Here is a 16,209-nt window from a genome sequence, read left to right as displayed (position 1 = left end):
CGTGAGTCGGTTTCGGCTCACTATTCATCATTTACGCTTCTTCGATAATTATAACACCCCAAGGCTCTAATGTAAGCGTTTGTCCTTGGGTAACCGCATGCTCCCCAATCAGCTCCTTGCCGTCTCCATGCGAATATACCACCGAGCCTGCTTGTTCGGAATAGTTAAAATAGTACCGGATTTTCCGTCCCAGCTCATTCGTGCCGGATTTAACAATGATCGGATAAGACGCTTGCTGATCCAGTCCCCATACTCCTGCCTTTTTGGCTACAGAGCTGAATAGTTCACGGATGACCGCCGGACTGACGACACAGCCGATGTAGGTCGCTGTTCCCTGACCATAGCGGTTTTGCGTAATCGCGGCATATTTTCCCCAATGCGGGTGATCGTAATAGGCCAATACTTCGGCGGTCGTCGGGGTAATCAGCTCCATCCACGTATCTACCTGATTGTCCTCTGGTGCCACCTCAAAAGGATTATTCTTAAGCGTCACCTTCTTTGGCTCCACGAACAAGCTGTAATGAATGCCGCAGGCTTCGCTAATCACGCCCGGCTGCCGAGACGTTCTTACCTGCACATGCTCGTCGGTAAATCCGCTTCGGAATGTGTATACGACATGACCACCTTTTTCCACATATCGGTTCAGCTTCTCCAGTAGTGCGTCTGGGGCAGAATAGAGGACCGGGACGATCAAGAGATCATAGTCGTCAAACGATTCTGTACCTGGATGAACGATATCCATCCCGATATTCAGTTTATACAACTCGTCATACAAACGACGTACGATGTCATTGTAATTTAACGGGCTACTCATATTAAATTTAAACCAGTCAATCGACGTCAATGCTTCGTTGCTGACCAGAATCGCCGTTTTATTTTTCTTTTTCAGGTTGACCAGATGCGGAGACAATCTTGCAAAATCCTTCCCTATGGTCTGTGCTTCCTCATACACAGGATTCGGCTCAAAATCATGGCTGAGCAGACCCTTCCAGTAGGTTTCGAAAGAATTATGGATGGAATGCCAGTGCCAGTATGCCACCATATTGGCCCCGGAAGCCAGATGGCTGAACGCTTGCAGACGCAATTGCCCCGGATAGGGAACCCAGTGGGTAAAGGCCTGCGCTTCCGTTTCCAGCACTAGATAGTTGTTATTTTTCGTCGAACGCGCCACATCGCCACCAAAGGAAATTTCAATGCCAGTCAGGTCATCCTGTGATGGATGGTAAATATCCACCCCAGTCACATCAAAGGCTTGCGATGCCGCAAAGTGATCCACGTCTGGCTGAACACCAAAGGAATGACCTCTCCATTCAAAATCAAAGTTTTGCGTAACAAATTGATCCTCCCGCTTATATTCATTCACCAGCGCAACCTGCCATGCCAGAAAGTCCGTCACCAGCTTGCGCTGAAATTGGGAAAAGGCTGCGCCCAAACTTCCATTAATCGTTCCGACCACCGAAGGAAAGTCCTCCCAGCTATTGATGCGATTACTCCAGTAATCCAGACCAAATTTGCGGTTAAGCTCCTCCAGCGATTCGAACCGCCCCCGCAGATACTTTACAAATTGCAATTGCACATTGGGCCCGCTCGTGTTGTAATGCTTCGTCTCGTTATCCGTCTGAAAGCCAATAACCGCCGGATGCTGACTCACCCGCCCAATCAGCTTGCGTATGATTCGCTCGGCATGGAACAGGTACACCGGGTTCGTAATGTCCATAATCTGGCGAGCTCCATATTTGCCCGGACCTTGAGGCGTTGTCGCCAATACATCGGGATGCTCTTTCACCAGCCATGTGGGTACGGCATAGGTGGGCGTTCCCACAATGACTTCAATGCCCGCTTTATGCATGGCGTCCAGCACCCGATCCACAGAAGTAAAATCAAACACGCCGTTTTGCGGTTCATGCGTACTCCAAGTGGATTCGGCAATCCGCACCACGTTGATGCCCGCATCCTTCATCATTTGGATATCCTGGTCCAAACGGTCATATGGCATATATTCATCATAATAAGCAACACCGTACAGTAGCTTTTTCATCAAGTCGTCCTCCAATTAGGTTCGTTAGGATTTTGCAAAATTCGATTCCAGTCGCTTCGAAGTGCAAGATATAGACGAACCAAGCCGCTCTTTAGATTGGCCCGGTCAATGATCACGCTGAAGATCGGAGCGCTAAGTGCATCCCATATACGGGCTAGTACGAAATAAAGTACCGATAATAGAAACAGATATGCCAACATAATCCGTATAAACAGTAGAGCAAGCGCTTTCTTTTATATATAAAAGCTTATACTATAGCATTTGTAAACGCTCTTTTATTATAGTTAAATGTTAGATACAATGAGATTGTCTAAGCGGTGTAAAATTTGCCCTAATCGAAGGTGATCTGATGATATTAAATCCTGATGTTGATCCAGCTCTATTTCATGATTGCCAATGGCTGCCCATTATTGACTGGAATGTGAAATTTTTTGGCGCCCATATTCACCGGGTCCAAGCAGATTGGTGCATGCCGGAGGAATCTCATATCGGTTTTGAAATTGCACTCATTTTAGAAGGTCGTCAGGAAACGATTATGGAAAATAACGTATATTCGGTTGGGGAAGGTGATATTTTAATTATTCCACCGGGTTTCAAGCATGTGAGTCAATGTGTTTCCCCAAACGGCATGTACTATTTTAGCTCTCATTTTAATGTCGATGATCCATTGTTCCGTCAGGAAATGATTAAGAGCAATCAGCTCTTTTTTCCAGCGGGTACTGAAACAAATACCAAGCTGCAAAAGGTCGTCCATAGCTGGATTGGCATGGTGCAGGAAAGCGGAGAATATACGACAGCAGACCGTTTTCGTATGCAAATTGCCTTATTTGAGCTATTCGGGATATTCTCGCAAATGATATCTACCGGTTTGGAGCCCAGAATTGCGCCTTCATCCGTTCAATATGCCAAGGCCATCATGGAAGCCATTCAATCAAGGTTTAAGCCTTATCGGGAAGATGAATCTGGCGAGCAAGCATTCCGTCTTGAAGATGTGGCGGCTTCCCTCGGGATCAGTCCCGGCTATGCCCAGGAAGTGTTCCGCAAGGTATACGGCTATTCTCCACGTCACTATCTATCGGAGACCAAACTGCATGAGGCTAAGGTGCTGATCCAGCAGCCCAATCTGCCACTCAACAAGGTAGCTTCCCTGCTCGGATACTCCAGTCTGGCTCATTTCAGCAGGCAGTTCAAGCGCTGGACAGGCACCAGCCCACTTAAATACCGCCAGACGTTAAAACCGATTACTGATGAGCAAAGGATTAAGATATAAGGACGGATAGCAAAAGCTCCACCGTGTTATTCAACCAAAAAAAGAGCGTGACACCGAATATCGCGGTTGTCGCGCTCTTTTGTCTCTATTTTCTATAAGCTGTACCGTTGCCTTAATGATCTAAAATCTTGACCAAACACTCATTATTCAGATCACAGCCTAATATCCCCTATATGCTGGTGCACCACATACATCATCCCCATTAGGAATACAGCCAAAGCTAAGTAACTGATGCCAAATTTCCAGCGCGATGATGCCGGCACTTCGTAATATTTATCATTTTCAAACGGAATGTAATCAATCCCACACAGCAATCTGAGCTGGTACGCATCCGGCGTCGGTATATGTTCCACACCGTTCAGCCATACATGCTGGACAAGACACTGCTGCGGCAGCTTAAGTGTCTGCTCCACATCCAAACTTTCCATATACACCGTCACATATTGCTGCCCCTCCAAATCCGAGTAGGTATTAAAGGATAATCTGCGTGTGTGCTCCGGTCCGGGCAGTGGATATCCTTGCTCATACAGATGCTGTACGTTCACCAGCGGCTTTTGCAAAAAGGATTGGATCTTGACCTCTCCTTTATTGCGTTTAACATATTTTTTGTACAAATCGTAGGCAAAGAACGCCCATATGAAGAAAAATAAAAAGGATTTTAAATATACTACGACTACAATTCCACCCAATAAGCCCACCAGCCACAGCCAACGCGTCACTGCCGTGGAAATCCGTCCTCCGTCGAGTGGATGAATCGGCAGCAGGTTGATCAGGTTCAGGAAAAAACCGACATACGAGAGCGCATACAACAGGGGACTGCCTGTTGCATAGGCTCCTGCGTATACCGCCATAGCCCCAACCGTCCCCAGTAACGGGCCGCCCATGGCTACATAAGCCTCTGTCTGCGCATCCAAAGGTTGCCGTTTCATTGTGATCAGCGCACCGAGAAAAGGAATAAATAACGGTGCTGACACGGGAAGCCCCTTGCGCTTGGCAGCCCATACATGTCCCAGCTCATGCACAAACAACAGCAACACGAATCCAACCGCAAATCCCCACGGGTAAATGATCGCATATGTGCTAATCGTTATCGCCATAGATATCAGCGCACCGCCAAATTTACTGAATTTTAAAAGGGCAAGTAACGACTTGCCTTTCAGAAGAAGCAATGCTGCTGCACTACCAAGGTACCATTTGGATGAGCCGGATTTGGAATCGGTCTTTTTCTCTTCATTTTGCAAAGGTATCCGTCTCCTTTCTTTAACACTTCCATTGTATCCTGCTATGTGCAGCTTGTAAAAACTTCTCTAACCCACAGATAAGCACCCAAGTGTTCATCCTCCTGTCTGTTCTGTTATCATGTAAGAAAACGGAATAACCCAGGAAAGGATTACGAATCATGAGTTTTGAACTTACCCGGCGAGCCATCAGACAACTATGCAGTCAAGCCGCTTATGACGACGGGGATGCCTATTACCGGGCCAAAAGAGTGGCCTTTACACAAATAGATCATGATGAAGGTGTATACGAAGCTACGGTCAAAGGAAGCAGCTTTTATGCTGTTGCGGCGATGATCCGATCCAATGGAAGTATCCGAGCAGAATGCACCTGTAGCACATTTCAGAACACCGGACGATATTGTAAGCATATCGCTGCTGTTCTCCTTAACGCGCATGATATACGCCGTGGAAAAAGTCTGTCTGTACGCTCCTACGCCTCCAGACTTCATCCCGGTACTACCCCAGATACAGCAGGAAGCATGGATTCAGACGGGATGTACACATCTACAGATGCTCCATATGATCACACTGCTAGAACGGCACGATCCTCTGACATCACACAAGGGGATCTCCAGCTGACCGACAGTATGTTAAAACTATTTGCCCGCAAGCGACCGCTTCGCAGCACGCCTACCCTGCTGGATACTCGCGCGGTCTTGGATTTTCAGTTCGTCATCCGGCCTTTTGCCTACGGTTACCAAAAATATATGTTTGGTGTAGAAATGAAGGCTGGCCCCAAACGATTATATATCGTCCAGAAAATTCGTCCGTTTCTGGATAGTATTGACCGTGGGGATAGCTACATGTTCACGAAAAGCTTCTCATACGAGCCTGAGGTATACCGCTTCCGACCTGAACATGACGCTATTCTCCAGCAATTATCCCAGGTGTGCCACCATGAGCGTATGATTCGGGAAACCTCAGGTACGTATTCATCTTCCGGTAGTCATATGAGCGGCGAGCGAATGCTCCTCATCCCGCCTGCGGCTTGGGAAAAGCTGCTCCCCTTGCTGACAGCAGCACAGGGCATCTACTTTGAAATTCACGGAAACATGAGCGAGGGTATTCCCCAGTCCGACCTGATGCTTCCGCTGCAATTTGAATTTGATGAGGCCGAAATCGAAGGCTACCAGCTAAGCATACAAGGATTAGATGACTTGACCATCATGGAAGACTATGGTGTCGTCATTGCCGATGGCAAGCTTGTCAAACAGAAAGCCGATCCCTTACGGCGTTTGTCCGAGCTAAAACGGATGGTAGAAGTACACCACAGGCGAAAAGTTCAGATTGCGCCAGAGCAGATGGAATCTTTTATGGACAAGGTTGTACCCGGGTTAATGAAGCTCGGACGTGTTCATATGACTCGGTCCGTCTCAGATCGGGTCACACAGCAGCCATTGAAGGCAAAGCTATATCTGGACCGGGTAAGAGACAAGCTGCTGGCAGGGCTGGAGTTCCAATATGGGGATATCATCATCAACCCGCTGGAAACAGATCCACGAACTCCTGGTAACGACCGTATTCTGATACGTGATGGGGAACAGGAGCAGCGGATTTTGGAGCTGATGGAGCATAGCTCCTTCGCCAGAACAGACAGCGGATATTTTATGGAAAATGAAGATGCAGAGTATGATTTTTTGTACCATACTGTTCCGCAACTGGAAAAGCTGCTCGATGTCTATGCTACAGGTGCAGTCAAAGCGAAAATAAACAATACTCTGCCTACCCCAAGGATACGGGCGGAGTGGGATGAACGTACAGATTGGCTTGAATTTAAATTTGATATGGAGGGCATACCGGAACCGGAAATTCGCAAACTGCTCAAATCGTTAGAGGAAAAACAGAAATATCACCGTCTGCCGAATGGTGCCTTGCTGCCGCTCGAAACAGAAGAGTACAAGGAATTGATTCGGTTCATGAATGAAACAGGTATCCGCAAAAGTGATCTGGATGCAGCACAAATTCGTGTTCCCGTCACGCAAGGACTGTACTTAATTGATCCTCACGATCATGGGAAAAATCTGACTTTGGGTAAAACCTTTCGCCAGCTACTGGAAAATATACGCAACCCAGACCATCTCGACTTTCCAGTTCCAGACATGCTTGCCCCAATCTTGAGAGATTATCAGCTTTACGGCTTTCAATGGCTTAAGACATTGGCGCATTACCGTTTTGGGGGCATTTTGGCAGATGATATGGGGCTGGGTAAAACGCTGCAAAGTATCGCCTTTCTCGTCTCAGTATTGCCGGAGATTCGCAGCCAGCAGCTTCCAGCCATGATCGTGTCCCCTGCATCACTGGTGTACAACTGGCGGAATGAGCTGGAGAAATTTGCTCCACACGTCCGCGTCACTATCGCAGATGGCAGCCCGGAAGAACGCGGCCGAATCATACGGGATGCCGCCAGTTATGACGTCGTCATTACGTCCTATCCGCTGCTACGGCGCGATGCAGATGTGTACAGCAAGCCATCGTTTCATACGCTCATTCTGGACGAGGCGCAGGCTTTCAAGAACCATGCCACCCAGACGGCACAGGCTGTTAAGGATGTAAAAGCTCGTTATCGTTTTGCCCTGACAGGAACACCCGTAGAAAATACGTTGGAAGAGCTGTGGTCCATCTTTGACGTTGTATTTCCCGCGCTATTTCCCGGCGGGAAAAGAGCGTTTCACAACATGCCTCGAAATGTGATCGCCAAGCGGGTTCGTCCATTTCTGCTGCGCCGTCTTAAGAGCGATGTCCTCAAGGAGCTGCCGGAGAAAATCGAATCCGTGCAGGTATCCCGGCTTCTGCCAGATCAAAAAAAGCTGTACACAGCCTATCTGGCCAAGCTTCAGCATGAAACGTTGAAGCATCTCAACGAGGAAGGATTTCAGAAAAATCGGATCAAAATTCTCGCCGGTTTGACTCGACTTCGTCAGCTCTGCTGTCATCCTGGCTTGTTCATCGAAGGATATACGGGTAGCTCTGCCAAATTTGAACAGCTGTTGGAGATCATTACGGAATGTCTCAGCTCCGGGAAACGGATGCTCATTTTTTCACAGTTCACCACAATGCTTCAAATGATCGGACGCGAGCTTGCTCGAGAAGGGGTGTCCTACTTTTACCTGGATGGGCAGACTCCCGCTCTGGAACGAGTCGAGCTGTGCAGTCGCTTCAACGAAGGAGAACGCGAGCTGTTCCTGATTTCTCTAAAGGCAGGAGGCACTGGCCTGAATCTCACTGGTGCAGATACGGTCATTCTGTATGACCTGTGGTGGAATCCCGCTGTAGAGGAGCAGGCTACCAACCGCGCACACCGAATGGGCCAGAAAAAAGTCGTACAGGTTATTCGTCTCGTCGCCCAAGGTACGGTAGAGGATAAAATGTATGAGCTGCAACAAAAAAAGAAAAACATGATCGACCAGGTCATTCAGCCGGGGCAAGAAACCCTTTCGGCACTGACCGAGCTGGAGATTCGCGAACTGCTCATGATCTAGCCAATTCCACATGCACAAAAAGGTCCAATTACGGTAGAAATTTTCCCGCATTGGACCTTTTTCGTTCTAATATGATTGTTTGGATCGAGCAGATTAATCCTGTTTTAATACTCTAGGTTCAATGGGGACCAGGTTAGACTCAATCTGGGTGCGCTGAGGCTCATACCATTCAGGCAGCATCAGCTTGTGCCCCAACTCATTCAATTCCTCATCCACGGTAAATCCGGGTGGATCGGTTGCGATCTCGAATAAAATACCGCCCCGCTCGCGGAAGTATACGGCATTGAAGTATTGGCGATCTACAATACCACTGGTCCCAAAACCATGCTGATGAACCCATTCGTTCCACGCCTGATGCTCCGTATCATCCTGCGCGCGCCAGGCAATATGGTGAACCGTACCGGCGCCGCCATTCCCCCACGGGACATCTTTGACCGGAATATCGATCAGGTTGCCCAAATCACCTGTCGTCTGATAGCGGATGTAGCCTGCATTTGCGTCTTCTCCGATTGGAGTCATCCCCAGGACGTTCTCCAACACCTCTTGCGTATGCTTGGAATCCGCACTGTACAGTACCGCCCCGCCAAAGCCCTTGATCGCTTTATCCGTAGGCACGCCGCCTGCTGTCCACGTGTTCAACGGGCCAGCTTCCCGCTCCACCAACTCCAGATGCAAGCCCTCGTTGTCTCGGAACTGGATGAATGACTCGCCAAAACGAGTGGCCTTCGTGAAAGATACCTTCAAGCTGTGCAGACGGTTTTCCCAGTATTCCAAAGCACCGGACGGCACGACATACGTCGTAATCCCGACCTGTCCGCCTCCAATCTTACCCTTGCGTGTACCCGGAGCTGGAAAAAAGGTAATGATCGTTCCCGGGCTGCCCTCTTCATTACCAAAGTACAAATGGTATACTTCTGGAGCATCAAAGTTGATCGTCTTTTTAATCAATCGCAGACCAAGTACGCCTGCGTAAAAATCAACGTTGCCCTGCGGGTCGCCTGCAAAGGACGTGATATGGTGTATTCCAGCGGTTTTCAATGACATCTTTATCACTCCTTCATTAACATGTTGATTTATTTACACAAATGATTTACAAATTTCAAAATCCATTGTAGCTGACAAATTGTCCAACCGGCTTGCGGTATCCCCGTGCCCGCTGACCCGATTCGTCCTCTTTACCCAAGGTAATCATCATTACCGGTACAAATTGCTCTGGAATATTCAGTACTTCCTGCACCTTCGCCGGATCAAAACCGATCATCGGGCACGTATCCCAGCCTTTGTCCTTGGCAATCAACATCAATTGCATAGCCGACAGACTGGCATTACGGATCGCCTCTTCTCTCTGGAAGACAGGTCCCCGCTCGCGATAAAACTGAGTTACCGATTCTACTGTGCTATCATATTCCTGCTTGCTCAGAACGCCCAAATTCAGGAATCCTTCGTTGAGGTCGGCTACCTTGGTATAAGCCTCTGTATCCCCCAGCACTACAATGGTCGCCGAAGCCGTTAATATTTTATACTGCTTACTTGCCTCATCATGCAATCTTTGTTTGGTATCCGCATCCTGCACTACGATATAACGCGCATGCTGTAAATTAAAAGCCGATGGAGCAAACTTCACCAGCTGAAATATTTCTTCTAGTTCTTTTGCATCTATAGTAACATCAGGAATAAATTTAGAAGCTGATCTTCTCTCTTGAATAATATTCACCAGTTCGCTCATGTTAAGTTCCACTCCTTGATATTATTTTCAAATGAATTATCTTTAAATTAAGAATATATCCATTCGTGATTTCTGTCAAGTGAAACTATAATAATGTTAGTAAGTATTTTTGGATACAACTTAAGGGCTTCACCAGCCCTTTACAGATCCGTTGCCCGTATTCTCATCGTAATTGCTTCGCGTTGCGCTTTGGTTAAGCTCTTAAAGACCAGCTCATACGAATGGTCGATCATGCTGTACAAATCCTCCAGTGGGAAGGTAGCATCAACCTCAATCGTATTCCAATGCTTTTTATTTAAATGATAGCCTGGCTTAATCGCCTTGTTTTGTTCACGCAGATTTACCGCAATGACTGGATCACATTTCAAGGATACGTGGCAAATGTCATCCTTTTCAGTTAGAAGTGCAAACATCTTGCCCCCTACTTTTAATACCAGGGGATCAGCACCAAATGGATAATCCTTAACGGCCTCTTTTTGGCTCAGACCATATGCTACAATTTGCTCAAACACCAGCCTTCTCTCCTCTGCTCCAAGTTGTCGAACTATGAACCTATTTGCGCCCTATTATATCACCTCCGTGCACTCCGAATACACCGGGTCCGTGCTACAATTAGGGAACTGTGCTAAAAGGAGAGTCATTATGGATACCATCACACACACATTGTTTGGCTTGGCCTTATACGGCGCAAGCAAAAAGGCGTTTCTGCCGGAAGGGTCAATCCTTTCTATATGAATTTATCGACCGTCCATGACTTCATACACGTCCTAAAGATTTAGCGATATTTTACATACTGTATCTGCAAGCTGACAGCCCTTCACTTCCGAATAGGAAGTTAGAGGGGCTTGTTTTGTTCATATAGTAGAGAATGTTATGCAACAGCCCTATATTTTGGTATACTTCCGTGAGAGGCTGTATCGATACATTCGAACGGTACTCTAGTTAGTGTAATTCAATATGTAGATGTGTGAGCCTATGGAGGTGAACTCGTTGGATTTTGCTCTGATCCGCAAGGACCGAGACAAAAGAACGGTCGCAAATTGACTCTTTTTTTGCCTTTCGGACCTTTTCAGCCATGTGCTGAAAGGTTTTTTTTGTGATCTAAAATAAAGGTAGGAAAGGATTTGAATGCAACCATGGTAAACTCGAAAGCACTTCATATTTTACAATTGAAGAAAATGAAACAAGAAGGTTCACCTATAAGTATGATTACGGCGTATGACTATCCATCTGCTCGTTTGGCTGAGGAAGCCGGGATCGATATCATCCTTGTCGGTGATTCCGTAGGTAATGTGTTATCTAATTATAACTCCACACTGCCCGTCACTATGGATGATATGGTCTATCATACACGGTCTGTCGTGCGCGGTGCGGAACATACTTTTATTGTCGCGGATATGCCATTTATGACGTACCACGGGAGTAGTCAAGAAGCCCTTACTAATGTGCGCAGGCTCATGCAAGAGGGACATGCCCATGCCGTGAAACTAGAAGGGGGCATGGAAATTTGCGACACTGTGAAGCGAATTGTTCAATCCGGCGTTCCCCTGCTGGGACATATCGGACTTACACCCCAGTCTGTGCATCAAATCGGCGGATACTTCATTCAAGGTAAAAACTCACAGGCCGCTGAGCGCCTTCTAAATGATGCCCGGGCCCTGGAGCAAGCGGGAGCTTTTGCCATCGTGCTGGAACTGGTGACAGAGGAAGTGGCGAAGAACATCACCCAGGAGATATCTATTCCGGTCATTGGCATCGGTGCGGGGAGATACTGTGATGGCCAGGTTTTGGTATATCATGACATGCTACAATACTCAGCTCCTTACCGGGAGAAGAAGTTCGTAAAAACCTATTCGGATATAGGTGCTTTGATTCGCAACAGCATCGGGCAATATGTCGAAGACGTGAAGAATCGTTCTTTTCCAGGCGAGGAGCATGTTTTTAAGGCAGATGAGAACGTAGTAGAAGGACTATACGGGAATGCAAAAGTAAAGGCAGGGACCCTATAATGCGATTTCTGATTGTAGGTGCAGGGGCGATTGGAGGCTATTTCGGGGGACTTCTTGTTCAAAAAGGAGAAGACGTGACCTTCTTCGTACGCCCTTTAAAAAAATCTCAGTTGGCAAAAGACGGTCTGATTATTAGAAGTGTTCATGGAGATTTCCAGACGCCAATCCGTGCTATTACAAATGGTGAAGACGCCGATCCGTTCGACTGTATTATCATTTCAGTTAAAGCGTATCATCTTCCCCAATTGCAATTTGATCTTGAGCCTTATGTCGGTGATCATACCATGATTCTTCCGTTACTAAATGGTTACGAACATTTTGACTTTTTGCGCAAACAATTCGGTTCTGAAAAAGTGCTGGGCGGACTTTGTTATATTGAAACTACATTGGATCATGATGGTTCTATTGTTCAGACAAGTCCGTTCCACCGTATCGTCTTCGGTGAATGGAACGGAGTGCAATCAGAGCGTACACAACTGCTGCTGAATCATCTTGATCATGCAGGCTTCACAGTGGCACGAAGTCACGATATTCAGCGTGAAGTGTGGCAGAAATATATATTCGTTGCCAGCTTGATTGCAATTACAACACTGATGGATGCCTCGGTTGGGACTATACTTGCCACGGCAGAGTCACGTGCTATATACGAAAAGCTGCTGCATGAGATTGTCACACTTGCTCGCAACGCAGGGATGCCGATTGATTCGGAGATGGAAGCTCATACACTGAAAACGATGGAATCCTTACGACCAGAGATGATGTCATCCATGCAACGCGATATGCATAAAAAGCTTCCGATTGAAGCCAGTCATCTACATGGTTCACTGCTTACATTGGCTTCAACCAGTAATACTGTTTACCCCATACTCGAAACGGTATATGCCCGATTAAAGGTATACGAGAACTTATTGGACACCGTCTAACATTCAAACTTTAAAATCAATTAAAAGAGGAAGCGGCAGCTTCGAAGGTGATAATGAAATCTTAGACTGCCGCTGCTTTTCCTTTATTAAACTTCAAATATTAAACTTCAAATATTAAACTTCAAAAATCTAAAGAGTTCCTGTGCTTAAGCAAGCTTGCTCAAGCCCTTGAAGTAATGCTTCTAGCTCCTGCCTAGTTTCAGCGTTTGTAATTTCACCTTCCTGGTTTAGCTTCAAGGTGATATGCGGAATAATGACCTTTCCATTCTCCACAATCTCTGCATTGATCATTTGCAATGTGAGCAGCAGCGAGGCATGCGCCAGATGGCCGCCCATAGGAGACGGTGACGCGCTGATGACCGCTGTAGGTTTATTTACAAATTCACCTGAAGATACGAGCCAATCCAAGGCATTTTTCAAAGCACCCGGCACCCCATTCCCATATTCCGGTGTACAGATCAGCACTCCATCCACTTGTTTCAATTGTTCCCGTAGCTCTCTTACGGAAGCTGACCCCTCCTCTACATCCAAGTCAGGGTTAAAATGCGGAAGATCCCCCAATCCATCATAGACTGTAAACATCATATTTTCAGAAGCCAGCCCCATAGTAGCCTTCATAAGCGCTGTATTGGAGGACTTTTGACGAAGGCTACCCGATATAGCCAATACCTTAATTTTCTGTTCCATCCGATCATCTCATTTCTTTTATCTTGATCTAATCTTGCATATTTAGTGTACTATAGCTAACAAGAGAATTAAAAAGTGGATGAGCGTCAGCGATTCTTCCTATGAACAAACGGGCAATAAAAAAATGCCTGCGGCTTCGCAGGCATTCGTGATGAATCAATAGTCACTGTACTAGGGTGGAATCTGTAGTGCTGAATCAAGTATCCTTCTCTTGCTTGCGTTTTATCCCAATCAGATCCAGGAAGAAAACAAACAACGGAATACCTACAATCAAGCCCCAAATACCAATCAGATGCTCAGAGAAAATAAGTACGACAAAGGTAAAGAAGATCGGTAAATTCGTTTTGGATGACATCAGCTTCGGATTTAAGAAATAGGCCTCAATCGCATGAATCACCACGATCAATATAACCAGATAGATTACATATTGAATGCCACCGACACTGAAAGCGATCAGGCCGAGCGGTGCCAGTGAGATAAACACACCTGCCACTGGGACCAATCCCAGTACGAAAATGATGAGTGCAAGACCGAGCAGATTAGGGAAGCCCATAATCCAGAGCGCAATCGTGGTCAATATACAGTTAATAAGTGAAATCAGCAGTTGAGCCTCCAATACCTTCCCGAACGTATCCAGGAACATACGGCCAAAATGACCCACTTCCTTGAAAAACCAACCCAGCTTGCTATCTACAAACGTAGCTGTAAAACGTGTAATATAGGATTTTTCCATCAGGAAGAACAAGCTCAAAATAATCGACACCAGAAGCTGTGTTCCCAATTGACTGACCTTCATCACTGCACTCAGGCCAGGCTCAAATAGCCGCTGAACATTCAGCGTGTCCATAAATTCGATAATCGTTTCGTTCCATTGATTACGATCAGGATACATATACGCTTGCTGAATCATGAGATACACCTGCTTGACCTGTACAACGATTAGCGGCACCATTCGGTAAACGCCCCACACCATAATCAGAATTAGCAACCCATACACCAGTAGTAGCACGATCATTGACGGCACATTGACGAACCGCTTGACCAGCTTATTCACTCCGTTATATATACTGCCAATCAAGATCGTAAGCAACAGTGTTAACAACATAATATTCATCATGCTTCTTAACATAAACAACAGCAAAACGATTATCGCAAGGACGGCTACCCGCCTGACGCCCGCATGATTCATCCAGTTTCTTACCATTCGTCTTTATTCCCTCTCTCCCACTTGACTGTCAACTTTGCAATCTTCCTGAGCATTAACTTTCTCTTTTTAACAATTTACTGTTAGCGATCAATAGAGAACCTACCATGACTAGGATAGCAATAGACCACCAGAATGTATTTTTAGCATCATCATGATCTACAATAATGAGCCTGATGACAGCCGTGATCCCAATATAGATAAAATAACGTAATGGAAAATGAAAATTGGTTTTAAAGTACTTAACTATTAATGCTATGAATTCAAAGTACAAGAAAAACACAAGCAACTCTTCCGTGAATTCATAGTAATTTTTGTCGGCCTCTGCGTACAAAAAAACATAAGAAAAAATGGACCATGTTTCTTTTAGCAGTAAGAAGCTTAAAATCAGCCCAACCAGAAACAGCGAGATATTCAAGATCATTTGCAGAAAACTAGGTAACTTCTCAATATACTTCATTAGTACATTCAATACAGATCCCCTCACTGGTTGTACAGTATCTTTATTTATATTATCGGTGGTATACGTGAAAAATGCTACATTACTTTTGGGGTCACCTTAATGAAAGTTTATATTCGCCCCTGCAATATAACCAATGGAGATAAAGATAAGCGTCCATATCAGAGAACCTGCGCTTGCCACCAGCATATATTTTCGGACAGGCATCGCACTAATGCCCGACAAATAGCTTGTCGCATGTCTGACTCCTGGGATAAAATAACCGAACAAAATGGTCCACAACCCAAAGCGTGCAAACCACCCCTTAACTCTTGCAAATCGCTTCGGTGTCAATCCAACCCACTTGCCGTGCTTATCCACCAAGGGCTGACCCAGCTTTTTGCCTAGCGTGTAGCTGATCATCATCCCTGTCATTGCACCGATGAAGCTGACTAATATAGACACCGAATAATTCAGTACCATAATAGAAGATAAATAGCCGACAAACACCATAATAATTTCATCTGGAACCGGTAGGCCGATAATCCCAAGAGCAAGAAGAGCAAAAATAGCGATATATCCGTATTGTGTAATCATGCTGATGACCCATTCCATAGGGGAGCCACCTCCTGACCGATTATTTTTTGAAGGACGGAAAGGGAATACGGCTAACCATCAGGAACGACAGCACTACCATTAATGCAAGCAACAACCCCGGCTTCAAATGCTCACTCCATAAAAACATAAAGGACAAAATCACACCCGCCGCCGTAATCGGCATACCTACAAAGCCTTTGCTAAAAGCCATTAGGTTGAATCTTGCCAATCTTACCGCACCGCATATGACAAACAAAACAGCCACAAGCGGTCCTATCCAATGGGTATCTCCCAGCTTGTATAACAAGATCAAGAAAGCAGGGGCAACCCCAAATGAGACCACATCCGCCAGCGAATCGAGCTGTTTGCCAAAATCACTGGAGCAATGCAGCAGCCTTGCCAGCAAACCGTCTAATACATCCCATAAAGCAGCCACCACCACGAGAATAAAAGCGGTCATGTATTGCTCATGAATCGTGAAATACAGGGATAAGACCCCTGCCCCCAGGTTTGCAATCGTGCATAGTGAGGGCAACCAATTCCATTTCATACTCTTA

14 protein-coding genes are annotated in these 16,209 nt (G+C 46.1%); 4 read left to right on the top strand and 10 right to left on the bottom strand.

What is annotated here, in order from left to right; genetic code table 11:
• Nucleotides 1-31: 31 nt before the first annotated feature.
• Nucleotides 32-2,038 (bottom strand): beta-galactosidase, encoded by a 2,007-nt coding sequence (locus tag MHI21_RS03620; RefSeq protein WP_342419454.1) that lies wholly within the window; start codon nt 2,036-2,038, stop codon nt 32-34.
• A gap of 349 nt (nt 2,039-2,387) precedes the next feature.
• On the opposite strand from MHI21_RS03620, the gene MHI21_RS03615 reads away from it, so the two are divergent.
• Nucleotides 2,388-3,308, top strand: coding sequence for an AraC family transcriptional regulator (locus tag MHI21_RS03615; RefSeq protein ID WP_235307181.1), 921 nt, complete (start codon nt 2,388-2,390; stop codon nt 3,306-3,308).
• A gap of 152 nt (nt 3,309-3,460) precedes the next feature.
• Here MHI21_RS03615 and MHI21_RS03610 read toward each other — a convergent pair whose 3' ends face one another.
• Nucleotides 3,461-4,549 (bottom strand): site-2 protease family protein, encoded by a 1,089-nt coding sequence (locus MHI21_RS03610; protein WP_039270534.1) that lies wholly within the window; start codon nt 4,547-4,549, stop codon nt 3,461-3,463.
• A gap of 158 nt (nt 4,550-4,707) precedes the next feature.
• Here MHI21_RS03610 and MHI21_RS03605 point away from each other — a divergent pair, with 158 nt between their 5' ends.
• The gene (locus MHI21_RS03605) at nt 4,708-8,067 is read left to right on the top strand and encodes an SNF2 helicase associated domain-containing protein (RefSeq protein WP_342419453.1); all 3,360 of its coding nucleotides are present in this window, start codon (nt 4,708-4,710) and stop codon (nt 8,065-8,067) included.
• A gap of 93 nt (nt 8,068-8,160) precedes the next feature.
• On the opposite strand, the gene MHI21_RS03600 is transcribed toward MHI21_RS03605, so the two are convergent.
• The 3 genes from MHI21_RS03600 to MHI21_RS03590 form a co-directional block, all read right to left on the bottom strand.
• Nucleotides 8,161-9,111 (bottom strand): ring-cleaving dioxygenase, encoded by a 951-nt coding sequence (locus tag MHI21_RS03600; protein WP_341162323.1) that lies wholly within the window; start codon nt 9,109-9,111, stop codon nt 8,161-8,163.
• Between the two features lie 55 nt (nt 9,112-9,166).
• Nucleotides 9,167-9,793 carry a nitroreductase family protein gene (locus tag MHI21_RS03595; RefSeq protein ID WP_039270528.1) on the bottom strand — a complete coding sequence of 209 codons (627 nt, stop codon included), beginning with the start codon at nt 9,791-9,793 and terminating at the stop codon, nt 9,167-9,169.
• A gap of 140 nt (nt 9,794-9,933) precedes the next feature.
• Nucleotides 9,934-10,305: an MmcQ/YjbR family DNA-binding protein gene (locus MHI21_RS03590; protein ID WP_165178939.1), complete on the bottom strand. Its 372-nt coding sequence runs from the start codon at nt 10,303-10,305 to the stop codon at nt 9,934-9,936.
• A gap of 624 nt (nt 10,306-10,929) precedes the next feature.
• Between MHI21_RS03590 and panB the strand changes: the two genes are divergently transcribed.
• Nucleotides 10,930-11,802 (top strand): 3-methyl-2-oxobutanoate hydroxymethyltransferase, encoded by an 873-nt coding sequence (gene panB, locus MHI21_RS03585; RefSeq protein ID WP_342420169.1) that lies wholly within the window; start codon nt 10,930-10,932, stop codon nt 11,800-11,802.
• Nucleotides 11,802-12,725: a ketopantoate reductase family protein gene (locus MHI21_RS03580; RefSeq protein WP_342419452.1), complete on the top strand. Its 924-nt coding sequence runs from the start codon at nt 11,802-11,804 to the stop codon at nt 12,723-12,725. The genes panB and MHI21_RS03580 overlap by 1 nt, the downstream gene beginning before the upstream one ends.
• A gap of 129 nt (nt 12,726-12,854) precedes the next feature.
• On the opposite strand, the gene MHI21_RS03575 is transcribed toward MHI21_RS03580, so the two are convergent.
• The 5 genes from MHI21_RS03575 to pssA form a co-directional block, all read right to left on the bottom strand.
• On the bottom strand, nt 12,855-13,412 hold the full coding sequence (locus tag MHI21_RS03575; protein WP_342419451.1) for an NADPH-dependent FMN reductase: 558 nt from the start codon (nt 13,410-13,412) through the stop codon (nt 12,855-12,857).
• A gap of 196 nt (nt 13,413-13,608) precedes the next feature.
• On the bottom strand, nt 13,609-14,616 hold the full coding sequence (locus MHI21_RS03570; RefSeq protein WP_023986914.1) for an AI-2E family transporter: 1,008 nt from the start codon (nt 14,614-14,616) through the stop codon (nt 13,609-13,611).
• 55 nt (nt 14,617-14,671) lie between these two features.
• On the bottom strand, nt 14,672-15,088 hold the full coding sequence (psiE, locus tag MHI21_RS03565) for a phosphate-starvation-inducible protein PsiE (protein ID WP_254327328.1): 417 nt from the start codon (nt 15,086-15,088) through the stop codon (nt 14,672-14,674).
• A gap of 87 nt (nt 15,089-15,175) precedes the next feature.
• Nucleotides 15,176-15,670 (bottom strand): DedA family protein, encoded by a 495-nt coding sequence (locus tag MHI21_RS03560; protein ID WP_013308662.1) that lies wholly within the window; start codon nt 15,668-15,670, stop codon nt 15,176-15,178.
• 22 nt (nt 15,671-15,692) lie between these two features.
• Nucleotides 15,693-16,202 carry a CDP-diacylglycerol--serine O-phosphatidyltransferase gene (pssA, locus tag MHI21_RS03555; protein WP_025677988.1) on the bottom strand — a complete coding sequence of 170 codons (510 nt, stop codon included), beginning with the start codon at nt 16,200-16,202 and terminating at the stop codon, nt 15,693-15,695.
• Nucleotides 16,203-16,209: the final 7 nt, after the last annotated feature.

The sequence above is a fragment of the Paenibacillus sp. FSL H8-0168 genome (assembly GCF_038592955.1).
In the GTDB taxonomy this organism is placed as follows: Bacteria; Bacillota; Bacilli; order Paenibacillales; family Paenibacillaceae; genus Paenibacillus; species Paenibacillus polymyxa_B.
This window is presented reverse-complemented; position numbering and strand designations above follow the sequence as displayed.